The 23,454-nt window shown below is 65.6% G+C and carries 16 protein-coding genes and 1 pseudogene; 16 read left to right on the top strand and 1 reads right to left on the bottom strand.

Annotation, left to right across the window (positions count from 1 at the left end; translation table 11 throughout):
* The first annotated feature begins 5 nt into the window (after positions 1–5).
* The 15 genes from IVB26_RS10905 (at position 6) to recN (ending at position 20,675) form a co-directional block, all read left to right on the top strand.
* Positions 6–1,463, top strand: a complete 1,458-nt coding sequence (locus IVB26_RS10905) for a UDP-N-acetylmuramoyl-L-alanyl-D-glutamate--2,6-diaminopimelate ligase (RefSeq protein WP_247971658.1) — start codon at positions 6–8, stop codon at positions 1,461–1,463.
* Complete coding sequence (locus IVB26_RS10910) at positions 1,460–2,839, top strand: UDP-N-acetylmuramoyl-tripeptide--D-alanyl-D-alanine ligase (RefSeq protein WP_247971659.1); 1,380 nt, start codon at positions 1,460–1,462, stop codon at positions 2,837–2,839. Before IVB26_RS10905 ends, IVB26_RS10910 begins: the two co-directional genes overlap by 4 nt.
* 168 nt (positions 2,840–3,007) lie before the next feature.
* Positions 3,008–4,111, top strand: a complete 1,104-nt coding sequence (gene mraY, locus IVB26_RS10915; RefSeq protein ID WP_063202105.1) for a phospho-N-acetylmuramoyl-pentapeptide-transferase — start codon at positions 3,008–3,010, stop codon at positions 4,109–4,111.
* Positions 4,112–4,118: 7 nt separating this feature from the next.
* Positions 4,119–5,519 (top strand): UDP-N-acetylmuramoyl-L-alanine--D-glutamate ligase, encoded by a 1,401-nt coding sequence (gene murD / locus IVB26_RS10920; RefSeq protein ID WP_247971660.1) that lies wholly within the window; start codon positions 4,119–4,121, stop codon positions 5,517–5,519.
* A gap of 235 nt (positions 5,520–5,754) precedes the next feature.
* Entirely contained in the window at positions 5,755–6,906 is a 1,152-nt protein-coding gene (ftsW, locus tag IVB26_RS10925; RefSeq protein ID WP_247971661.1) for a putative lipid II flippase FtsW, read from the top strand.
* Between the two features lie 144 nt (positions 6,907–7,050).
* Positions 7,051–8,151, top strand: coding sequence for an undecaprenyldiphospho-muramoylpentapeptide beta-N-acetylglucosaminyltransferase (gene murG, locus IVB26_RS10930; RefSeq protein ID WP_247971662.1), 1,101 nt, complete (start codon positions 7,051–7,053; stop codon positions 8,149–8,151).
* A gap of 166 nt (positions 8,152–8,317) precedes the next feature.
* On the top strand, positions 8,318–9,721 hold the full coding sequence (murC, locus tag IVB26_RS10935; RefSeq protein ID WP_247971663.1) for a UDP-N-acetylmuramate--L-alanine ligase: 1,404 nt from the start codon (positions 8,318–8,320) through the stop codon (positions 9,719–9,721).
* Positions 9,722–9,929: 208 nt separating this feature from the next.
* Positions 9,930–10,850 carry a UDP-N-acetylmuramate dehydrogenase gene (gene murB, locus IVB26_RS10940; RefSeq protein WP_247971664.1) on the top strand — a complete coding sequence of 307 codons (921 nt, stop codon included), beginning with the start codon at positions 9,930–9,932 and terminating at the stop codon, positions 10,848–10,850.
* Between the two features lie 122 nt (positions 10,851–10,972).
* Entirely contained in the window at positions 10,973–11,959 is a 987-nt protein-coding gene (locus tag IVB26_RS10945) for a D-alanine--D-alanine ligase family protein (RefSeq protein WP_247971665.1), read from the top strand.
* A gap of 350 nt (positions 11,960–12,309) precedes the next feature.
* Positions 12,310–13,326 carry a cell division protein FtsQ/DivIB gene (locus tag IVB26_RS10950; protein ID WP_247971666.1) on the top strand — a complete coding sequence of 339 codons (1,017 nt, stop codon included), beginning with the start codon at positions 12,310–12,312 and terminating at the stop codon, positions 13,324–13,326.
* The gene (gene ftsA, locus IVB26_RS10955) at positions 13,323–14,645 is read left to right on the top strand and encodes a cell division protein FtsA (RefSeq protein WP_247971667.1); all 1,323 of its coding nucleotides are present in this window, start codon (positions 13,323–13,325) and stop codon (positions 14,643–14,645) included. The genes IVB26_RS10950 and ftsA overlap by 4 nt, the downstream gene beginning before the upstream one ends.
* A 90-nt stretch (positions 14,646–14,735) precedes the next feature.
* Positions 14,736–16,529 carry a cell division protein FtsZ gene (gene ftsZ / locus IVB26_RS10960; protein ID WP_247971668.1) on the top strand — a complete coding sequence of 598 codons (1,794 nt, stop codon included), beginning with the start codon at positions 14,736–14,738 and terminating at the stop codon, positions 16,527–16,529.
* A gap of 361 nt (positions 16,530–16,890) precedes the next feature.
* Positions 16,891–17,853, top strand: a complete 963-nt coding sequence (gene lpxC, locus IVB26_RS10965; RefSeq protein ID WP_247971669.1) for a UDP-3-O-acyl-N-acetylglucosamine deacetylase — start codon at positions 16,891–16,893, stop codon at positions 17,851–17,853.
* A gap of 244 nt (positions 17,854–18,097) precedes the next feature.
* Positions 18,098–18,988: an outer membrane protein assembly factor BamD gene (locus IVB26_RS10970; protein WP_247971670.1), complete on the top strand. Its 891-nt coding sequence runs from the start codon at positions 18,098–18,100 to the stop codon at positions 18,986–18,988.
* A 13-nt stretch (positions 18,989–19,001) separates the two neighbouring features.
* A complete protein-coding gene (recN, locus tag IVB26_RS10975; RefSeq protein WP_247971671.1) occupies positions 19,002–20,675 on the top strand; it encodes a DNA repair protein RecN in 1,674 nt (557 codons plus the stop codon).
* Between the two features lie 93 nt (positions 20,676–20,768).
* Here the strand turns inward: recN and IVB26_RS10980 are convergent.
* Positions 20,769–21,055: pseudogene (locus IVB26_RS10980) on the bottom strand (GIY-YIG nuclease family protein).
* Positions 21,056–21,169: 114 nt separating this feature from the next.
* On the opposite strand from IVB26_RS10980, the gene ligA reads away from it, so the two are divergent.
* Entirely contained in the window at positions 21,170–23,317 is a 2,148-nt protein-coding gene (gene ligA / locus IVB26_RS10985; RefSeq protein WP_247971672.1) for an NAD-dependent DNA ligase LigA, read from the top strand.
* The last annotated feature ends 137 nt before the right edge of the window (positions 23,318–23,454 follow it).

Here is a 23,454-nt window from a genome sequence, read left to right on the forward strand (position 1 = left end):
AGACCATGAAGCTCTCCGACCTGCTAGGCAATGATGCCGCGATCGAGCCCGCTGTCGCGGCGCTCGACGTGACCGGCCTTGCGCTCGACAGCCGCGTGGTCAGGCCGGGCGATCTCTTCTTCGCACTTGCGGGCAGCAAGACCGACGGCGCACGCTTCATCGATGCTGCGATTGCCGCAGGTGCGGTCGCCGTCGTCGGTGATCATGCGCCTGACGGCAGCAAGGTGCCGTTCATCACGGTTGCCAATCCGCGCCGCGCGCTGGCGCTGGCCGCGGCGAGCTTCTTCCCCGCCCAACCCGCGACCATCGCGGCCGTGACCGGGACCAGCGGCAAGACGTCGGTCGCCGCGTTCACGCGGCAGATCTGGGAGCGGCTGGGGTATGCCTCCGCCAGCATCGGCACCATCGGCCTCGTCTCGCCAAAGCGCACGGTCTACGGTTCGCTGACGACGCCGGACCCGATCGCGCTGCACCGGCAGATCGATGAGATCGCGCGCGAGGGCGTCACACATCTCGCTTTCGAAGCGTCTTCGCACGGGCTCGATCAGTACCGGCTCGACGGCGTGCGCGTCTCCGCCGGCGGCTTCACCAATCTCTCGCGCGACCACATGGATTATCATCCGACCGTCGCGCATTATCTTGCGGCGAAACTCCGCCTGTTCCGGGAACTCGTTTCACCGGGCGGCGCGGCGGTGATCTCGGCCGATCATGATTGCTCGGCAGACGTGATCGGCGCGGCAAGCTCGCGCGGCCTGCGCGTGATGGCGGTCGGCCGCAACGGCGACGGGGCGGGCGAGGGCATCCGTCTCACCGAAGCCGTGGTCGAAGGTTTCTCGCAAAAGCTTACGGTCGAACATCGTGGCAAGAGCTATTCGATCCGGCTGCCGCTGGTCGGCGAATTTCAGATCGAGAACGCGCTGGTGTCGGCCGGTCTTGCCATCGGCACCGGCAGCGATGCGGCTAATGTGTTCGCGAGCCTGGAGCATCTCGAAGGCGCCAAAGGCAGGCTCGAACGCGTCGGCGAGCGCAACGGCGCGCCAATCTTCGTCGACTATGCGCACAAACCTGACGCGCTGGCGAAGGCGCTGCAGGCGCTGCGTCCCTATGCCAAGCGCAGGCTGGTGGTCGTGTTCGGTGCCGGCGGCGATCGCGATGCCGGCAAGCGTCCGATCATGGGCGAGATCGCGGCCGAGAATGCCGACGGCATCATCATCACCGACGACAATCCGCGCAGCGAGAAGCCCGAAACGATCCGCGCCGCGATCCTCGCCACTGCGAAGGGCGCCCGCGAAATCGGTGACCGCACTGCTGCGATCCGCGCCGCGATCGAGGAATTGCAGGATGGCGATGCGCTGCTCATCGCCGGCAAGGGCCACGAGACCGGGCAGATCGTCGGGGCAGAGGTCTTGCCCTTCAGTGATCACGAGGCGGTCGCCGCCGCATTAGCGCCGAGGGTTGCATGAGCGGGCCGATATGGACGGTTGCCGAAGTGGCGCGCGCGCTGGGCGCTGACGGGTCCTTCCCGAACACTCCGATCGACTTCGTCACCCAGGACAGCCGGCTGGTGAAGCCTGGCAGCCTGTTCGTCGCGCTGAGCGGCACGCCGAGCGGCGGCTTCGTCTCGGCCTTCGCCAGCGCGCGCGACGGCTGGGAATTCGCGGACAAGGCGGAAGCCTCCGGCGCGGTCGCGATGATCGTGCCGCACGAGGTCGCCGGCATTCGCATTCCCCAGATCGTCGTCAAGGACACGCTGATCGACGGCCTCTGGGGCCTCGCCCGCGCCGCGCGCGCGCGTTTCAAGGGGCCGGTAATCGGGCTCACCGGCAGCGCGGGCAAGACCAGCACCAAGGAATTTCTGGCGGCTTACCCGAACGCCTATGCGAGCCCGTCGAGCTTCAACAATTTCTGGGGCGTGCCGCTGACGCTGTGCAATGCACGGCCCGACGCCAGTCTCTGGGTCGTCGAGATGGGCATGAACCAGAAAGGCGAGATCGCGCGGCTGAGCGAATTGACCCGGCCGACGGTGGCGCTCGTCGTCAACGTCCAGCCGGTGCATCTGGAAAAGCTCGGCTCGCTCGACGCCATCAGGCGCGAGAAGGTGTCGATCGCGCTCGGCCTGGCCGAGGACGGGGTGCTGGTGCTGCCCGCGGGGATCAAGGCGTCGGAATGGAAAGGCAAGGTCGTTCGCTTCGGCGAGCATGCCGAGGTGCACGAGGTCGCGCACGCCCCGCATGGCGAGAGCTGGCAGGTCGTGGCCATGATCGGCAAGAAAGAGATCGCCTTCAGCCTGACGCCGGGCGCGCCGCACCGCGTGCAGAATGCGCTGGCCGCGCTCGCCGCGGCCCGTGCGGCTCATCTCGATGCGGCGACGCTCGCGATCAAGCTCGACCGGGTCGGCATCATGACAGGCCGCGGCGTCGAGCAGGCGGTCGGGGGTATCACCGTGATCGACGACAGTTTCAACGGCAATCCGGCCAGCGTTGCTGCCGCCCTGCAAAGCCTGCAGGCGCGCAACGTGACCGGCGGCCGCCGCGTTGCGGTGCTCGGCGACATGCTGGAACTGGGCGAAGATGCGCCCGATTATCACACCGCCCTCGCCAAGCATCTCGACGGTATTGACGGGGTCTACTGCGTCGGCCCCCTGATGCGCCACCTCTACGAGGTGCTCCCGGCCGGCAAGGGCCTCGGCTGGCACGACGATCCCGCCTCTCTGAAGCCGGGCGAGGTCGCAAATCTGCTGAGGGCGGGCGATGTCGTGGTTGTCAAGGGCAGCAAGAAGATGTTCTGGGTCAACAAGTTTGTGCCGGGCCTGGTGGCCGCCTTGCAGGCAAAGGCGTAAACTGCTTGGAAGGCGCTGTTCCCGAATCCCACCCTTTGCGGCGCGAAGCCGTCCCGGTTTCCCCAGAGGTCGCGCGACCCATGATGAAGACCAGCGAATGCGCGTGAGACACGTTGAGGCCAAGATCAAGGCCAAGACCGCGTGCATAGGCGCCATAGGACCGACTGAATGTTTTACTGGCTGATCGAGCTCTCCAACACATTTCCGGGCTTCGGTGCCGTTCGCACCTTCCTGAACGTCTTCCGCTACATCACCTTCCGCACCGGCGGCGCCGTCGTCACCGGCGCGCTGTTCGTGTTCCTGTTCGGACCCTGGATTATCGATCATTTGCGCATCCGCCAGGGCAAGGGCCAGCCGATCCGCAGCGACGGTCCGCAATCGCATCTCGCCAAGAAGGGCACGCCCACCATGGGCGGGCTGATGATCCTATCCGGCCTCACCGTCGGCACGGTGCTGTGGGCCAATCCACTCAACCCCTATGTCTGGATCGTGCTGGCGGTGACGCTCGGCTTCGGCTTCGTCGGCTTCTATGACGATTACCTCAAGGTGACCAAGCAGACCACGACCGGGTTCGGCAGCAAGCTCCGCCTGCTGATCGAAGCCGCCATCGCACTGGTGGCCTGCTACGCCCTGGTGCGGCTGAACCGCGATCCTGCCTCGACCGCGCTGACGATTCCCTTCCTCAAGGACACCGTGCTGCATTTCGGCTGGTTCTTCGTCATCTTCGGCGCCTTCGTCATCGTCGGCTCCGGCAACGCGGTGAACCTCACCGACGGTCTCGACGGCCTCGCCATCGTTCCCGTGATGATCGCGACCGCGAGCTTTGCGATGATCGCCTATCTCGCCGGCAACGCGGTGTTCGCCGAATATCTCCAGATCAAATATGTCGCCGGCACCGGCGAGCTCGCGGTGCTGTGCGGAGCGCTGCTGGGCGCCGGCCTCGGCTTCCTCTGGTTCAACGCGCCGCCGGCCTCGATCTTCATGGGCGACACCGGCTCGCTCGCGCTCGGCGGCATGCTGGGCGCCATCGCGGTAGCGGTGAAGCACGAGATCGTGCTCGCGGTGATCGGCGGCCTGTTCGTGCTGGAAGCGGTCTCCGTCATCGTGCAGGTGGTGTCGTTCAAGCTAACGGGCAAGCGCATCTTCCGCATGGCGCCGATCCATCACCATTTCGAGCAGCTCGGCTGGACCGAGCCGCAGATCGTGATCCGCTTCTGGATCATCTCGGTGATGCTGGCGCTCGCCGGCCTGTCGACGCTGAAGCTGCGGTGATCGATCGATGATCCCCGTCACGTTCTTTGCCGGCAAGACCGTCGCGGTGTTCGGCCTCGGCGGTTCGGGGCTCGCCTCCTGCCACGCGCTGAAGGCCGGGGGCGCCGAGGTGATCGCCGCCGACGACAATGCCGAGAACGTCGCCAAGGCCGCGCAGGCCGGTTTCATCACCGCGGATTTGCGCAAGGTGTCCTGGGCAAACCTTGCTGCGCTCGTGCTCGCGCCCGGCGTGCCGCTGACGCATCCGGTGCCGCACTGGAGCGTCCTGAAGGCGCGCGAGGCGGGCGTTGAGGTCATTGGCGACATCGAGCTGTTCTGCCGCGAGCGGCGGCGCCACGCCCCGAACGCACCGTTCGTCGCCATCACCGGAACCAACGGCAAGTCGACCACGACGGCGCTGATCGCGCATCTCACAAAAGTCGCCGGCTACGACACCCAGATGGGCGGCAATATCGGCACCGCGATCCTCTCGCTGGAGCCGCCGCGCATGGGCCGCGTCCACGTCATCGAGATGTCGTCCTACCAGATCGACCTCACGCCTTCGCTCGATCCCTCCGTCGGCATCCTGCTCAATGTCAGCGAAGACCATATCGATCGTCACGGCACCATCGCGCATTACGCTGCGGTGAAGGAGCGCCTTGTTGCGGGCGTGCAAGACGGCGGCACCGCGATCGTCGGCGTCGACGACGGCTTTTGCCGCGACATCGCCGATCGGCTCGACCGCGCCGGCAAGAAGGTCGAGCGCATCTCCGTCAGGAATCCACTGGCCTCCGGCATCCATGTCGAGCACGGGAATATCGTGCGCACCTCGGGGGGCGCGCGCAGCGAGGTCGCAAAGCTCGGCGGCATCGGCTCGCTGCGCGGCCAGCACAACGCGCAGAACGCGGCTTGCGCCGCCGCCGCCGCGCTCGCGATGGGCATCAGTCTCGATGTTCTCCAGGACGGCCTGCGCAGCTTTCCAGGCCTGGCGCATCGCATGGAGCAGGTCGGCCGGCGCGGCAACGTGCTGTTCGTCAACGATTCCAAGGGCACCAACGCGGATGCGACCGCGCATGCGCTGTCGTCCTTCTCGGACATCTTCTGGATCGCCGGCGGCAAGCCCAAGGCGGGCGGCATCACTGGCCTCACCGGCTACTTCCCGCGCATCCGAAAAGCCTATCTGATCGGCGAGGCTGCGCAGGAATTTTCCGGCACGCTGGGCACGCAGGCGGCGCACGAGATCAGCCAGACGCTCGACGTCGCAGTTGAGCACGCCGCGCGCGATGCGGAAGCATCAGGCCTCACTGATGCCGTCGTACTGCTGTCGCCGGCCTGCGCCTCCTTCGACCAGTATCGCAACTTCGAGATCCGCGGCACCAAGTTTCGAGACCTGGTGCAGGCGCTGCCGGGCGTGAAGCCGGTGGTGTGAGGGCCGCCTTCACAATCTCCGCTGTCGTCGCCCGGCTTGACCGGGCGACCCAGTATTCCAGAGACGGTGCTTGAGCCGAGGGGCCGCGGCGTACTGGATGCCCCGGTCAAGCCGGGGCATGACACCGTGTTTAAGGTGCGAGCGGGGATCATCTCGAAACATCCCCGTTTCCTTAACCCCCCGGTAACCAACCTCGGCGACCAATGGACGGACCTCTGTCCGAAAGCGGCCGCCCATGCTCTCCCGTGAAGAACGCACCCCCTTTTCCGAGTGGTGGTGGACCGTCGACAAGCCGCTGATGGGCGCGATCCTGGCCTTGATGCTGACGGGGGTGATCCTGTCGCTGGCGGCGAGCCCGCCGGTTGCGACCCGCATCGGGCTCGATCCGTTCCATTTCTTCAGCCGCCACGTGCTGTTCCTGGCGCCGTCCTGCCTGGTGCTGCTCGGCGTGTCGTTCCTGTCGCCGCGCGCGATCCGCCGCTCGGCCCTGATCATCTTCGCGGCCAGCATCATCCTGATCGTGCTGACGCTCGCGATCGGGCCCGAAGTGAAGGGCTCGCGGCGCTGGATCACGCTGCTCGGCGTCAACATCCAGGCCTCCGAGATCGCAAAACCCTCGTTCGTCGTCATTGCGGCCTGGCTGTTCGCGGAATCGACCAAGCGGCCCGAGATGCCGGCGACCTCGATGGCGCTGGTGCTGCTCCTGATGCTGGTCTCTCTGCTGGTGATGGAGCCGGACTTCGGCCAGACCATGCTGATCCTGATGGTGTGGGGCTCGCTGTTCTTCATCGCGGGCATGCGCATGATCTGGGTGTTCGGCCTCGCGGGGCTTGGTGCGGCCGGCCTGTTCAGCGCCTATCTGTTCGTCCCGCACGTGGCGGGGCGCATCAAGCGCTTCATGAACCCGGCCTCCGGCGACACCTTCCAGGTCGATACCGCCATGGAGGCCTTCTACAACGGCGGATGGTTCGGGCTCGGGCCGGGTGAGGGCATCGCCAAGCGCAGCCTGCCGGACAGCCACACCGACTTCGTGTTCGCGGTCGCAGCCGAGGAGTTCGGCATCATCCTGTGTCTTGCGATGCTGACGCTGTTTGCCTTCGTCGTCATCCGCACGCTGTCGCGCGCCTATGCCAACGAGGACATGTTCTCGCGCTTCGCGGCTTCAGGGCTCGCCATCCTGTTCGGCGTCCAGGCTGCAATCAACATGTCGGTGAACCTGCAGCTGATCCCCGCCAAGGGCATGACGCTGCCCTTCATCTCCTATGGTGGCTCCTCGATCGTGTCGCTGGCCTATGGCGTCGGTATGATGCTGGCGCTGACACGGCTGCGCCCCCGCACCGAGGTCGAGGCCAGCGGCCACGCCGACGCGATGCGGAGTTACGCCTAACTCGTCATTGCGAGGAGCCCGCGACAAAATTGCGTAGCAATTTTGCGCTGGCGACGAAGCAATCCAGATTGTGTCCGTGGAGGCAGTCTGGATTGCTTCGCTGCGCTCGCAATGACGGAGGATAGGCTGTAAAACGCCTCCACTATGGACAATTCCCCCCTGATTCTTCTCGCCGCGGGCGGCACCGGCGGCCATCTGTTTCCGGCCGAGGCGCTCGGCGTCGAGCTGATCCGGCGCGGCTTTCGCGTGCGCCTCGTCACCGACGAGCGCGCGCTGCGCTATAGCGGGCTGTTCAGCAAGGACATGATCGACGTCGTGGCCAGCGAGACCGCACGCGGCCGCAATCCGTTTCAGCTTGCCTACGCCGGTTTCACGCTCGTTGCCGGCACGCTATCAGCCTACGCGCTGATCAAGCGCTTGAAGCCCGTCGCCGTCGTCGGCTTTGGCGGCTATCCGACGCTGCCGCCGCTGGTCGCTGCGAAATTCGCCGGCGTGCCCGGCATCATCCACGACGCCAACGCGGTGCTCGGCCGCGCCAACCGGTTCCTGTCGAGCCGCGTGCGCGCCATCGCGACGTCGCTCCCGGGCGTGCTTGATCGGGATCCGGCGCTATCAGGCAAGACCACGACGGTCGGTACGCCGATGCGACCCGCGGTCCTCGCTGCCGCTGCTGTGCCATATGCCGCGCCCGAGGTGAACGGACCGCTGCGGCTGCTCGTGGTCGGCGGCAGCCAGGGCGCGCGCATCATGGCCGACATCGTGCCGGGCGCAATCGAGCGCCTCGAGCCCGCGCTGTGGAGCCGGCTTGTTCTCACCCAGCAGGTGCGCGACGAGGACATGAGCCGCGTCCGCGCGGTCTACGACAAGCTCAAGATCAAGGCAGAGCTTGCGCCGTTCTTCACGGATCTGCCGGCGCGGCTTGCTTCCAACCATCTGATCGTGTCGCGCTCCGGCGCCGGCACGGTGGCCGAGCTCGCTGCGATCGGCCGGCCCTCGATCCTGGTGCCGCTGCCCGGTTCGATCGACCAGGATCAGTTCGCCAATGCCGGCGTGCTGGTCAAGGTCGATGGCGCGATCCGCATCCCACAGACCGAATTCACCTCCAATCGCCTTGCCGCCGAAATCTCCGCTTTCGCCGCCGAGCCCGCGCGCCTTGCCGCCATGGCCGAAGCCGCGAAGGGGGCAGGGCGGCTCGATGCCGCCGAGCGGCTGGCCGATCTGGTGGTCAAGGTCGCAGGAATCTGAGCCTAAACGGACCGATTTTCGTATTTTTGCCGTCATGGCCGGGCTTGTCCCGGCCATCCACGTCTTGCATGAAGTACCATGGGATTCGTGGATGCCCGGGACGCCTTGCGCAAACACGCGCTTCGCGCTTATGCCCGGGCATGACGACGGAACGACGGGATAGAGCATGAGACTGCCGCGCGAGATCGGACCCATCCACTTCGTCGGGATCGGCGGGATCGGCATGAGCGGCATCGCCGAGGTGCTGGTCAATCTCGGCTATGCCGTGCAGGGCTCGGACGCCTCCGACAATTACAATCTCGACCGTCTGCGCAAGAAGGGCGCGAAGGTGTCGGTCGGCCACAAGGCCGAGAATGTCGACGGGGCCGAGGTCGTTGTCGTCTCCACCGCGATCAAGCGCGACAATCCGGAACTGATGGCGGCGCGCGAGCGCCGCATTCCCGTGGTGCGCCGCGCCGAGATGCTGGCCGAGCTGATGCGGCTGAAGAGCTGCGTCGCCATCGCCGGCACCCACGGCAAGACCACGACGACCACGATGGTCGCAACGCTGCTCGATGCCGGCGGGCTCGATCCCACCGTGATCAACGGCGGCATCATCAATGCCTATGGCTCCAACGCGCGCTTAGGGGCCGGTGACTGGATGGTGGTCGAGGCCGACGAGAGCGACGGCACGTTTTTGAAACTGCCGACCGATGTCGCGATCGTCACCAATGTCGACCCCGAGCATCTCGACCACTTCAAGACGTTCGACGCCGTACAGGACGCATTCCGACATTTCGTCGAGAACCTGCCGTTCTACGGCTTTGCCGTGATGTGCATCGATCATCCCGTGGTGCAGACCCTCGTCGGCAAGATCGAGGATCGCCGCATCATCACTTACGGCGAGAATCCGCAGGCGGACGCGCGGCTGGTTGATCTCACCGCGGGCGGCGGCGGCTCGAAATTCAAGGTCGTGATCCGCGACCGCAAGAGCGGCGCCGTGCAAGAGATCGCCGACCTCGCGCTGCCGATGCCGGGCCGGCACAACGCCTCGAACGCGACGGCTGCAATTGCGGTCGCGCATGAGCTCGGCGTGTCGGACGATGCCATCCGCAAGGCGCTGGCCGGCTTCGGCGGCGTCAAGCGCCGCTTCACCAAGACCGGTGAATGGAACGGCGTCACCGTCATCGACGATTACGGCCATCACCCCGTGGAGATCGCGGCAGTGCTGAAAGCGGCGCGCGATTCCTACGACGGCAAGGTCATCGCCGTGGTGCAGCCGCATCGTTACACCCGCCTGCAATCGTTGTTTGAGGAATTCTGCACCTGTTTCAACGATGCCGATGCGGTTGTTGTCGCCGATGTCTATGCCGCCGGCGAAGCGCCGATCGACGGCATCGACCGCGAGCATTTCGTCGCAGGCCTGCGCGCCCATGGCCATCGCGAGGTAGTCCCGCTGCCGGCCGCGTCGGAGCTTGCGGGTATCGTCAAGGGGCTGGCGAAATCCGGCGATCTCGTCGTGTGCCTCGGTGCCGGCAACATCACGCAATGGGCGTATGCACTGCCGGGCGAATTGAAGGCGCTGGGGTAAGAGTGGCGATGCTTCACTCACTGCTTGCTGCACGGCACACTGCGCTCCCTCTCCCCTTGTGGGGGAGGGCGGGGGAGAGGGGTGGCCACAAACTCCGATCTCGCTTGGGGCTACCCCCCTCCCGTTCCCTCCCCCACAAGGGGGGAGGGAACGGAAAGAGTGTGCATTCCTCACGTGAGACAAACTCCTGCTGGGGCGTTGTCCTCACATGACCTTCCCCGACATCACTCCCTCGATCAAAGCCGCGATGCCCGAGCTCCGCGGCCGACTGCTGGCCAACCAGTCGCTCGCCGAGCTCACCTGGTTTCGCGTCGGCGGTCCGGCGCAGATGCTGTTCACGCCGGCGGATGAGGACGATCTCGCTTACTTCCTCGCGCGTCTCGCATCCGACATTCCCGTCTATGTCGTCGGCGTCGGCTCCAACCTCATCGTGCGCGATGGCGGCATTGCGGGCGTGGTGATCCGGCTCGCGCCGCGCGCCTTCGGCGAGGCGAGCGCGAGCGGCGATATCGTCGCCGCCGGTGCTGCCGCGCTTGACAAGCGCGTGGCGGAGGTTGCCGCGTCGGCCAATATCGGCGGGCTCGAATTCTATTTCGGCATTCCCGGCACCATCGGCGGCGCGCTGCGCATGAATGCGGGCGCCAATGGCGGCGAGACCAAGGACGTTCTGATCGAGGCGCGAGGGGTTGGGCGCGACGGCACCAAGCACGCGTTCTCCAACGCCGACATGAAGTTCGTCTACCGCAACAGCGGCGTCGATCCCTCCATCATCTTCACCTCGGCACGCTTTCGCGGTGAGATCAAAGATGCCGAGGCGATCCGCGCGCGCATGGCGGAGGTGCAAAGCCATCGCGAAACCGCGCAGCCGATCCGCGAAAAGACCGGCGGCTCGACCTTCAAGAATCCGCCCGGCCATTCCGCCTGGAAGCTGGTCGATGCCGCCGGCTGCCGCGGTTTGCGTGTCGGCGGCGCGCAGGTTTCCGAGATGCACTGTAATTTCCTGATCAACACGGGCGATGCCACGGCGCACGATATCGAGACGCTGGGCGAGACCGTGCGCGAACGCGTGAAGGCGAATTCCGGAATTGAGCTACACTGGGAAATCAAGCGGGTCGGGATTCCCGCGTGAGTGTCATTCCGGGGCTCGCAAAGCGAGAGCCCGGAATCCATACTCACGATCGTGGTTATGGATTCCGGGCCTGCGCCTTACGGCGCATCCCGGAATGACAACTAGGATAGGTAACTGAAGACATGCGCATCACGATCCTCTTCGGCGGCTCCAACCGGGAGCGTCTGGTTTCGGTCGCCTCGGCCCAGGCGCTGTATCAGGCGCTGCCCGAGGCTGATCTCTGGTGGTGGGACGTCGAGGACAAGGTGCATGTCGTGCAGGCGAAGCAACTGCTCGAACATACCCGTCCGTTCGAGGACGAGTTCAAGCCGGGCACATTAGGCATTCCGCTGGAGCAGGCACTCGATCAGGCCAAGGCTGAGGATCGTGTGCTGGTGCTCGGTCTGCATGGCGGGCGTGCCGAGAACGGCGAATTGCAGGTGATGTGCGAGGCGCGCGGCGTGGCCTTCACCGGATCGGGCTCGGCTTCCTCGCATCTCGCCTTCGACAAGATCGCGGCCAAGCATTTCGCCGCCCTCGGCGGCGTGACGCCGCCGGAGAACGTTGCGCTCGACAACATCGACGAAGCCTTCGCCGAATACGGGAGGCTGATCGCAAAGCCGGCGCGCGACGGATCGAGCTATGGCCTGATCTTCGTCAATGCCAAGCAGGATCTCGTCGCCGTCCGCAATGCGGCCAGGCACGAAGAATATGTGATCGAGCCTTATATCGCCGGCATCGAGGCGACCTGCGGCGTGCTGGAGCGCGCCGATGGTTCGATCATCGCGCTGCCGCCGATCGAGATCATTCCGGGCGAGGGCAATTTCGACTACGCCGCAAAATATCTCCTGAAGTCGACCCAGGAGATCTGCCCCGGCCGTTTCGCACCCGAGATCACCGCCGCGCTGAAGGCGCAGGCGATGCTGGCGCACCGCGCGATGTCCTGCACTGGCTATTCCCGGTCGGACTTCATCGTCTCGGACAGGGGCCTGGTCTATCTCGAGACCAACACGCTGCCCGGGCTGACCAAGTCCTCGCTCTACCCCAAGGCGCTGAAAGCCGAGGGGATCGAATTCGTCGACTTCCTGCGCGGCCTGGTGGAGCTCGCCGGGCGAGGCGTGCGGAAATAGTTAGGACTGGTTAACGGCCGAATGGGCAAAACGGGCCGGTTTGGTGCCCAAAACCAGTAAAATGCCGGACATCGCGGCATAAATGCCTCACATAGCGGGGCAAAATGCGCCGGACGTTAACGAACTTTACCTTTTGTTTACCAGGACGTCCGAAGGTTAACGCTGGCGGCGCATATGGCGCTTTGGCTGCCGGCGCGTGAGCTGTCGCGGGTGATGTCACCTCCAGCGAACGCTTTGAAGGGGAGAGGTTTTCTTCTGCTGAAGACCAGCACCCCGCCCGGCATGTCCAAGACGTCATGTTCGCCAGGATCCGCGCGATGTCGCGGGCAAACTGTTGACGAGCTCGTGCAATGGATGGAGCAGAAAGCCTCACCCGGTCCCTTTTCAGATCGCTGAGGCCCCAAGCTGACCTGAAGGCGGCCGCGATCGGAGCGGTCGTGCTTCTGCGCGAGTGGCTGCAGGACAAGCGTGACGAGAGGCGCGCAGCCGCCAAGATCAAGAGTAGAGCAAAGGCCGTCGTCGAGCGCGAGCCGCCGCCGCGCGTGGTCGCACTCGTCGAGCGCTACCTGCCGCGCCGGGTCGGGATCAGCATGACCGTGCTGCTGCTGATCGGAAGCTGCGGCTTCGGCATCGTCAAGGGCGGCCATCTCCAGGATTTCATCACCGCGGTCAGCGACACTCGCAACGCGCTGGCCAATTCCGCCGGGTTCCGCATTACCTCCGTCGTGATCAACGGCCGCAAACAGCTTACCCAGGACGAGATCCTGGCGATCGGTGGCGTCAGCGGCCGCTCCTCGCTGCTGTTCCTCGACGCCGACGCGGTGCGCGACAAGCTCAAGGCCAATCCCTGGATCGCGGATGCGACCGTGCTGAAGCTCTATCCGGGCCAGCTCATGATCGAGCTCACCGAGCGCAAGGCGTTCGCGCTGTGGCAGGAGGCTGGCCGGCTCTCGGTCATCGCCGATGACGGCGCCGTGCTCGAGCCCTACGTCTCGCGCCGTTTCCTGTCGTTGCCGCTCGTGGTCGGCAAGGGCGCCGAAACCCAGGCTCGCGACTTCCTCGCGCTGCTGGCGCGCTATCCGCAGGTCAATTCGGTGACCAAGGCCGCGATCTTCGTCGGCGAGCGGCGCTGGAATCTGAGGCTCAAGGACGGTCTCGACATCCGCCTGCCCGAGCAGGACGTTGGCAACGCGCTCGCGATGCTGTCCAAGCTCGACAAGGAGGACCGGCTGTTCTCCCGCGACATCGTCGCCGTCGACATGCGCCTGCCCGATCGGTTGGTGGTGCAGCTGTCCGAGGACGCCGCCAAGGCGCGCGAGGATCTGTTCAAGGACAAGAAGAAAAAGAAGGCCGGGGATTCCGCATGACCGGTCTCGATCGCACCCAGACACCGAAGACGCGCCCGATGCCGCACAAGCGCGGCGGCCTGGTCGCCTGCCTCGATATCGGCACCAGCAAGATCGCCTGCATGATCGCGCGGCTGAAGCCGTCGGCGCCGAGCGAGGCGCTGCGCGGCCGTACCCACGCGGTGGAGCTGATCGGCTACAGCCAGATCCAGTCGCGCGGCATGAAGGCCGGCGCGGTGATCGATCTCGGTGAATGCGAGCAGGCGGTGCGCCAGGCCGTCGCGCTCGCGGAGAAGATGGCCAAGGTGCGGGTCGAGTCCGTGCTGCTCTCGGTCTCCGGCGGCCGGCTTTCCGGCCAGCTGGTCGAAGCCGCCGCCGACATCCGTGGTGGCGCCGTGACGCAGGCCGACGTCAGCCGCGTCACCTCCACCGGCATGCGTCACGCCACGGGCGAAGGCCGCACCGTGCTGCACGCGCTGCCGGTCGGCTACACGCTCGACGGCGTCAAGGGCATCCGCGATCCCCGCGGCATGGTTGCCCATCAGTTCGGCATCGACATGAACGTCGTCACCTGCGACGCCACCGTTGCGCGGAACCTGATGCTGGCGGTCGAGCGCTGCCACATCAATGTCGAAGCCATGGCGGCGAGCTCGTATGTGGCCGGCCTGTCGGTGCTGACCGACGACGAGGCCGATCTCGGCGCCGCGGTCGTCGAGATGGGCGCGGGCACCACCACGATTGCCGTTTATTCAGGCGGCCGTTTCGTGCATGCGGCGGGTTTTGCGGTCGGCGGGCAACACATCACGATGGATCTCGCGCGCGGACTCTCCGCGACCATTGCCGATGCCGAGCGAATCAAGACGTTATACGGGACCGTCATCACCGGCGGATCGGACTCGCGTGAGCTGATGTCTGTGCCGACAGCCGGTGACGAGCAGGATCTGCCGCAGATCGTCTCCCGCGCCACCATCGCCAACATCGTCAAGCACCGTGCCGAGGAAGTCTTCGAAATGGTTCGGGACAAGCTGAAGGATTCGCCCTTCGCCGCAGAGCCCAACGGCCGCGTCGTGCTCTCGGGCGGAGCCTCGCAGCTCACTGGCCTCGTCGAACTCGGAACCCAGATACTCGGCCGGCCCGTGCGGGTCGGACGTCCGCTCGGCTTTGGCCGGCTGCCGAACGAGGCGAAGAACGCCGCGTTCGCGGTGCCGGCCGGACTCCTCGTCTACCCGCAATATGTTCACCTCGAACATGTCGAACCGCGGCATACGCGGCAGCAGGTCAGGACAGGGACGGGCGGTTATTTCGGAAAGGTCGGACGATGGCTACGCGAGGGCTTCTGATGACTCCTTTCCGCAATTATCGATTTTCACCAACTCCCGCGGCCACCGGCCGGGGCGAACCCACGCGCGCGTGATCGAGAGGCAGCAACCATGACCATCAGCATCAACGTTCCTGATATTCACGAACTGAAGCCCCGGATCACCGTGTTCGGCGTCGGCGGCGCCGGTGGCAACGCGGTCAACAACATGATCACGGCGGGCCTTCAGGGCGTCGACTTCGTGGTCGCCAACACCGACGCCCAGGCGCTGACGATGTCGAAGGCGCAGCGCATCGTGCAGATGGGCACCGCGGTCACGCAAGGGCTCGGCGCCGGCTCGCAGCCGAACGTCGGCGCCGCGGCGGCGGAAGAGGTGATCGACGAGCTGCGCGACCATCTCTCGGGCGCCAACATGGTGTTCGTCACCGCCGGCATGGGCGGCGGCACCGGCACCGGCGCAGCGCCCGTGATCGCCAAGACCGCGCGCGACATGGGCATCCTCACCGTCGGCGTCGTGACCAAGCCGTTCCACTTCGAGGGCGGCCGCCGCATGCGCACCGCTGAATCCGGCATCAACGAGCTTCACAAGGTCGTGGACACGCTCCTGATCATCCCGAACCAGAACCTGTTCCGGGTCGCCAACGAGAAGACCACCTTCGCCGACGCCTTCGCGATGGCCGACCAGGTGCTCTATTCGGGCGTTGCCTGCATCACCGACCTGATGGTCAAGGAAGGCCTGATCAACCTCGACTTCGCCGACGTCCGCGCCGTCATGCGCGAGATGGGCAAGGCGATGATGGGCACGGGCGAAGCCTCCGGCGACAAGCGTGCGCTGACCGCCGCCGAAGCTGCGATCGCGAACCCGCTGATCGACGATAGCTCGATGAAGGGCGCCAAGGGCCTCCTCATCTCGATCACCGGCGGCAAGGACCTCACCCTGTTCGAGGTCGACGAAGCCGCGACCCGCATCCGCGAGGAAGTGGACCAGGACGCCAACATCATCGTCGGCGCAACCTTCGACGAGGCGCTCGACGGACTGATCCGCGTCTCGGTCGTTGCCACCGGCATCGAGCAGGCCGCGATCGCCCGTAACAGCCAGGCGACCAGCGCTCCCGTCGCGAACGCGGCGCCGCAGGCACAGCAGGCTCCCGCAGCGCCGCCCGTGGCTGCCGAGAGCCGTCTCGCCGACCTGACCGCGCGGCTCCGCGCCGACAATCAGCGCATGGCCGAGCGCGCCCAGAAGCTGGAAGCGCAGATGCCGGCCGCAGCACAGCCTCCGGTCGCTGCAGCGCCCCGTCCGAACGTCGAGCGCGCTGCGCTCGCCGCGATCGCCGCCGCCGTTGCGGAGGTGCCGCAGGCACCTGCGCCGATGCAGACCTACGGCGACGTCACCGTGCGCCCGATCGCTCAGAAGCCGACCCTGTTTCCGGAGCCTGAGCAGGCCCCGATCGCGATGCAGGAGCCGATGACGCCCGAGACCTTCATCCCGCCGCAGGCCGAGCGCCCGGTCCGTGCGCCGCGGATGCCGCGCATCGACGAGCTGCCGATGCCGGCCCAGGCCGAGCTTCGCCAGGCTCGCGGTGAGGTCGAGGAGGAGACGCCGCCGAAGAGCCGCCTGTCGCTGCTCCAGCGCCTCGCCAATGTCGGCCTCGGCCGTCGCGACGAGGAAAGTGAGCCGCCGGTCGCGGCCCGCACCGCCGGTCCCGCAATGCCGCCGCTGCCCGAGCGCCGGCAGCAGAAGACCGTGGCGCAGCAGATCGCGTCGAGCGAACCGGTATCTGAGTATGCCCGCCGACCCGCGCCGCAGGGCCTGGACATGCACGGCCGTCCCGCGCCTGTTGCGCCGGCGCCACAGGGCGACGACCATCTTGATATCCCGGCCTTCCTGCGGCGGCAGGCGACCTGAGGATTGTTACAATAAGGCAGACGAAAAAAGGTCCCGGCAACAAGCTTGCCGGGACCTTTCCTTTTGTCCCGTGCATACCCGGATTGCGCAGTCAAACAACTGATTTTAAATCATTAATTACGTGTTCGGGTGTTCAGTAAAACTGCCGGCAGCGGCCCAAAACCTCGGCGCAATTTGGTTAAGCCTTGGCGCGAATACGGCAGGTTTGGGGTAACAATCGGTAAAAAAGCGTGAGTTGGCGCTGTTTGAGGCAGTGACTATGGTTTGCCGTGACTTGGGGATACGGATTCGCGGCGCCGGCACCGGCCGGCCAAGTGGGTCTAGTATAAGTCGCAGTGGGTCGTAGTGGGGCGGGTTCCTGATGAAATTTAGCCGGCAAACAACGCTTCGTGCGCAAGCCTCTGTGGCAGGCGTGGGCGTTCATTCCGGTCTTCCCGTCACCCTCACGCTTGGGCCTGCACCTGTCGACGCGGGCTTTATTTTTGTCCGGACGGGCCTTGAGGGAAGCGATCGCGAAGTTCAGGCGACCGCTGACCAGGTGATCGCGACCGACTTCGCCACCGTCCTCGGCGATCGTAACGGTCCGCTGGTCTCCACTGCCGAGCACGTGCTTGCTGCACTGCGGGGCATGGGTGTCGACAACGCCACGATCGAGATCGACGGTCCGGAAGTGCCGATCATGGACGGCAGCGCTGCGGCCTTCATTGCGGCGATCGACCAGGCCGGTATCGTGACCCAATCGGCACAGCGCCGCTTCATTCAGGTTTTGAAGCCGGTTTCGGTCAAGGTTGGCGACTCCTTCGGCGAGATCAGGCCCTACGCCAACGGGTTCTCCGTCGAGGTCGAGATCGACTTTACCAATCCCGTCATCGGCCAGCAGGCTTACGCTTTCGACCTCAATCCGGAACGTTTCCGCCGCGAAGTCGGCCGGGCCCGGACCTTCGGCCTGATGTCCGACGTCGCGCGGCTCTGGAGCGCGGGTTATGCCCTCGGCGCCTCCTTCGACAACACCGTCGTGTTCGACGACGAGCGGCTGCTCAACACCGAGGGCCTGCGCTACGCCGATGAATGCGCCCGCCACAAGGTGCTGGACGTGATTGGCGATCTCTCGCTGGCCGGCCTGCCGCTGCTTGGCGCCTACCGCTCGGTGCGTGGCGGCCACAAGCTCAACCACGCCGTCCTGACCGCGTTGCTCGCCGACCGTACCGCCTGGCGGGTGGTCGAGGGCGAGGCGGCCCGCCGCACCACGCGTCTCCAGGGCGAAGTCGGTCGCGGTATCGTCGGCGGCCGGATCGCTGCGGCCTACGGGCCCGACGTGTCCTGACGGCTCTGCTGTCGCAGGCCCTGGCCGCGGCTGCCCCCGGGAAACTCCCGGTAACCATGATCGGCTAGGATTGCGGCGCGTTCGCCTTAATCCGGGCGAAATGCCTGCCTATCCGGTTGGTTAAAGATCGCTTTTCGGATACATCGGCGTGGTCGCATGGCAGGCACCACGGTTACATTTCGCGCCCATGACGGGGTTCATGGGCTGGCGGGCACCGCATCACAGGGCGTCAGGGCTTAAACTCATGTCGGCACAGCGTATGACGCGCGGATATTTCTCGGTCTCGCCGCGAGCCCGTGGGCCGCTTCAGGCCGTCACCTTCATCATGCTCGCGCTGCCGCTCGCCGGCTGCGGCACCGGCTCGCTCTGGGACAAGTTCACTGCCAAGGACGACACCTTCGTCGAGGAGCCCGCCGACAAGATCTACAATGAGGGCCTGTACCTCATGAACGAGAAGAAGGACATGAAGGCGGCGAACAGGAAGTTCGAAGAGGTCGACCGCCAGCATCCTTATTCCGAATGGGCCCGCAAATCGCTGCTGATGTCGGCCTATGCGTCCTATCAGGGCGGCGACTTCGACGGCTGCATCGGCGCCGCCACCCGCTACGTCACGCTGCATCCCGGCAGCCCGGATGCGGCCTATGCGCAATATCTGATCGCGGCCTCCCATTACGACCAGATCCCGGACACCAGCCGCGACCAGGCCCGCACCGAGAAGGCGATCGCCGCTCTGGAAGAGGTGGTGCGCAAATATCCCAACTCGGAATATGCGACGTCGGCCAAGGCCAAGATCGAGGGTGCGCGCGACCAGCTCGCCGGCAAGGAAATGAATGTCGGCCGCTACTACGCACAGAAGCGCGACTACACGGCGGCGATCAACCGCTACAAGACCGTCGTCACGCAGTACCAGACCACCCGCCATGTCGAGGAGGCGCTGTTCCGGCTCACCGAGGCCTATTTGGCGATCGGCATCGTCGGCGAGGCGCAGACCGCGGCAGCCGTGCTTGGGCACAATTTTCCTGACAGTCGCTGGTACAAGGACGCCTATAATCTTGTAAAATCCGGCGGTCTCGAACCGAGCGAGAATCAGGGGTCTTGGATCAGCCGGACCTTCAAGAAGATGGGTCTCGGCTAGGAAATTTGGTTCCATGCTGGCGCGTCTGTCGATCCGTGACATCGTCCTGATCGAACGGCTCGATATCGAATTCGCCACCGGGCTTGCGGTTTTGACCGGCGAGACTGGGGCGGGCAAATCCATCCTGCTCGATGCTTTTGCGCTTGCGCTCGGCGGCCGCGGCGACGCCGGCCTCGTGCGCCACGGCGCGGACCAGGGGCAGGTCACTGCCATGTTCGATATCCCCAAGAATCACCCCGCGACGAAGATCCTCGCCGAGAACGGTCTGGAGGACACCGGCGAGATGATTCTCCGCCGCGTGCAGCTCGCCGACGGCCGCACCCGGGCCTTCATCAACGACCAGTCGATCAGCGTGCAGACGCTGAAGGCGGTCGGTGCCGCCCTGGTCGAGATCCACGGCCAGCACGACGAGCGCGCGCTCGTCGATGCCGCCACCCACCGCCGCCTGCTCGACGCGTTCGCGGGCCTGGAGAAGGACGTCGCCGCGGTCGAAGCACTGTGGGACGCGCGCCGCACCGCCAACACCGCGCTGGAGGAGCATCGCGCCGGCATGGAGCGCGCCGCGCGGGAGGCCGACTATCTGCGCCACGCCTCCGACGAGCTCAAGCAGCTCGCGCCCAAGGAGGGCGAGGAGACTTCGCTGGCGTCCCGCCGCACCACCATGATGCAGGGCGAGAAGATCGCCTCCGATTTGCGCGAGGCGCAGGAAGCGGTCGGCGGCAACCATTCGCCGGTCGCCTCGCTGTCCGCCGCCGTGCGCCGGCTGGAGCGACGTGGCGTCAATTCGCCGGCGCTGGTCGAGCCCGCCGTGAAGGCGATCGACGCCGCCATCAACGCGCTGGAGGAGGCCGACCAGCACCTCCAGGCAGCGCTCGCCGCGACCGATTTCGATCCTTCAGAGCTCGAACGCATCGAGGAGCGCCTGTTCGCGCTGAGGGCCGCCTCGCGCAAATATTCGACGCCGGTCGACGGGCTCGCCGCGCTGGCCGCCAGATATGCCGCCGACGTCGTGCTGATCGATGCCGGTGCCTCGCGCCTGAAGAAGCTGGAGCAGGCCGCGATCGAGGCTGATAGCCGCTATGCCGCAGCCGCCAAGAAGCTGTCGCTGGTGCGGCAGAAATCGGCGGAGAAGCTCAACAAGGCCGTCAACGCGGAGCTTGCGCCGCTGAAGCTCGAACGCGCGAAATTCATGACCCAGGTTGCGACCGACGAGGCAGCTCCGGGGCCGCAAGGCTTCGACCGCGTCGAGTTCTGGGTGCAGACCAATCCGGGCACCAAGCCTGGACCGATGATGAAGGTCGCCTCCGGCGGCGAACTCTCGCGCTTCCTGCTGGCGCTCAAGGTCGTGCTGTCCGACCGCGGTTCGGCGCCGACGCTGGTGTTCGACGAAATCGACACCGGCGTGGGCGGTGCGGTCGCCGACGCCATCGGCGGGCGCCTGGCGCGGCTTGCCGGCAAGGTCCAGGTGATGGCCGTGACCCACGCCCCGCAGGTTGCCGCCCGCGCCGATCAGCATCTGCTCATCTCCAAGGATGCCCTCGACAAGGGCAAGCGCGTCGCCACCCGCGTCAATGCGCTCGCCGCCGACCACCGCCGCGAGGAAATCGCCCGCATGCTGGCCGGCGCCGAGATCACGGCGGAGGCGAGGGCAGCGGCGGAACGGCTGCTGAAGGCGGCCACGGCTTAGGCTTTCACCGTCATTCCGGGGCGATGCGAAGCATCGAACCCGGAATCTCGAGATTCCGGGCCTGGTCCTTCGGACCATCCCGAAATGACCCTCTCAATTGCAGATCGACTCGTACAGATCATCCCAGTTTGGATTGTCTTTCTCGATCAGCTTGATTTTCCAGTCCGCTTCCACTTCTTGAGCTCCTTCTCGCGTGAGATTGCCGAGATCGGATCGTCATAGACTTCGAACCAAACGAGCTGCGTGATGTTGTATTTGGCCGTCAAGCCTGGCGCGCCTTTGATTCGATGCTCGTAGACGCGGCGCACGAGGTCATTGGTGATGCCGACATAGATTGCTCCGTCGCGCCGGCTTGCTAGGATATAGACGTAGTAAGCCATAGTCTCTCCCCCAACCGTCATTCCGGGGCGCACGAAGTGCGAACCCGGAATCTCGAGGTTCCGGGTCTGGTCCTTCGGACCATCCCGGAACGACGAGCTAGAACCTTAATCATCATGGCAAGAGCAGCAAAATCGAAACCACTTCGCGACGTCGCCGACCTCACCAAGGCGCAGGCCAAGGTCGAGCACATGCGGTTGTCGCTCGAGATCGAGGGGCATAACGAGCGCTACTATCAGGAGGATGCGCCCACCGTCACCGACGCCGAATACGACGCGTTACGCCAGCGCTTCAATGCCATCGAGAAGCGCTTTCCGGAATTTGTCACGGCAGACTCGCCCTCGCAGAAGGTCGGCGCGGCGCCGTCCGGCCGCTTCAAGAAGGTCCGGCATTCCGTCCCGATGCTGTCGCTCGACAATGCCTTTGCCGAAGAGGACGTGCGCGACTTCGTCGGCCGTATCGTGCGCTTTCTGAAGCTCGACGACGACAAGGTCAATTTCTCCGCCGAGCCGAAGATCGACGGCCTCTCGATGTCGCTACGCTATGAGGGCGGCGAGCTCGTCACTGCGGCGACGCGCGGCGACGGCGCGGTGGGCGAGGACGTCACCGCCAACATCCGTACCCTCGAAGACGTGCCGCAGAAGCTGAAAGGCCGCAACGTCCCCGACATCTGCGAGGTCCGCGGCGAGGTCTACATGACCAAGAAGGCGTTCCTCGCGCTCAACGAGCGGCAGAAGGCGGCGGGCGATACCATTTTCGCCAATCCACGCAATTCGGCCGCGGGCTCGCTCCGGCAGAAGGACCCGACCATCACCGCTTCGCGTCCGCTCGGCTTCTTTGCCTATGCCTGGGGCGAGATGAGCGCGATGCCCGAGGGGACGCAGAGCGGCATGATCGGCTGGTTCGAGCGCTGCGGCTTCAAGACCAATCCGCTGACCAAGTTGTGCCACTCCGTGGAGGAGCTGATCGCGTTCCACCAGAGCATCGAGGAAGAGCGCGCCGAACTCGACTACGATATTGATGGCGTCGTCTACAAGGTCGACCGCATCGACTGGCAGGAGCGGCTCGGCTTCGTCTCGCGCACGCCGCGCTGGGGCATCGCGCACAAATTCCCGGCCGAGCGCGCCATGACGGTGCTGCGTGACATCGAGATCCAGGTCGGCCGCACCGGCTCGTTCACGCCGGTCGGCAAGCTCGAACCGGTCGGGGTCGGCGGCGTGATCGTGCAGAACGTCACGCTGCACAACGAGGACTACATCAAGGGCATCGGCAACAAGGGCGAGGTGCTGCGCGAGGGCCGCGACATCAGGATCGGCGACACCGTCGTGATCCAGCGCGCCGGCGACGTGATTCCGCAAGTCGTCGACGTCGTCCTCGACAAGCGGCCGAAGACTGCAAGAGAGTTTCACCTCCCGAAGAAGTGTCCCTGCCCGCTGCACACCGACGTTGTGCGCGGGGAGACGGCGGCGGGCGAGGAGGAGTCGCGATCCCGTTGCACCGGCGAGTTCGCCTGCCCCTATCAGAAGATCGAGCACTTGAAACTGTTCGTGTCGCGTCGCGCCTTCGACATTGATGGTCTCGGCGAGAAGCAGCTCCAGTATTTCTTCGACGAAGGATGGGTCAAGGAACCCGCCGAGATCTTCACGCTGGAGAAGCGCAATTCCAAGCTCAAGCTCGAGGAGATCGAGGGCTACGGCGCGACTTCGGTGCGCAACCTGTTCGGCGCCATCGAGAGCCGGCGCAAAATCGCGCTGGAGCGCTTCGTCTACGCGCTCGGCATGCGTCATGTCGGCGAGACCACGGCGCTGGCGCTGGCACGCGGCTACGGCTCGTGGGACGCCTTCCACGACGCCTGCCTGAAGGTCGCTCACGGTGACGAGGAGGCGATGGCGGACATGGACGCGCTCGACCAGATCGGTGACACCGTGATCAAGAGCATCGCCGACTATTTCGGCGAGAGCCACAATCGCGGCATTGTCGAGCGGTTGACCAGCGAAATCGAGATCATCGACGCCGAGAAGCCGAAGAGCAACTCGGCCGTTGCCGGCAAGACCGTGGTGTTCACGGGATCGCTGGAGAAGATGACGCGCGACGAGGCCAAGGCGACGGCTGAGCGGTTAGGGGCCAAGGTATCCGGCTCGGTCTCGAAGAAGACCGATCTCGTCGTCGCCGGCCCGGGCGCGGGCTCGAAGCTCGCCGAGGCCAACAAGCACGGCGTCCAGGTGCTGACCGAGGACGAGTGGCTGAAGCTGATCGGGGAGTGAGGTCGACTTTCGTCAACGCGGGAGGATCGTAGCCCGGATGGAGCGCAGCGAAATCCGGGATTCGCGCCACAGGTAACGGCGCCCCCGGATAGCGCTTCGCTCCATCCGGGCTACGAGACTCCCTCCGTCGTCATTGC

This window comes from Bradyrhizobium sp. 195 (genome assembly GCF_023101665.1).
Taxonomy (GTDB): Bacteria; Pseudomonadota; Alphaproteobacteria; order Rhizobiales; family Xanthobacteraceae; genus Bradyrhizobium.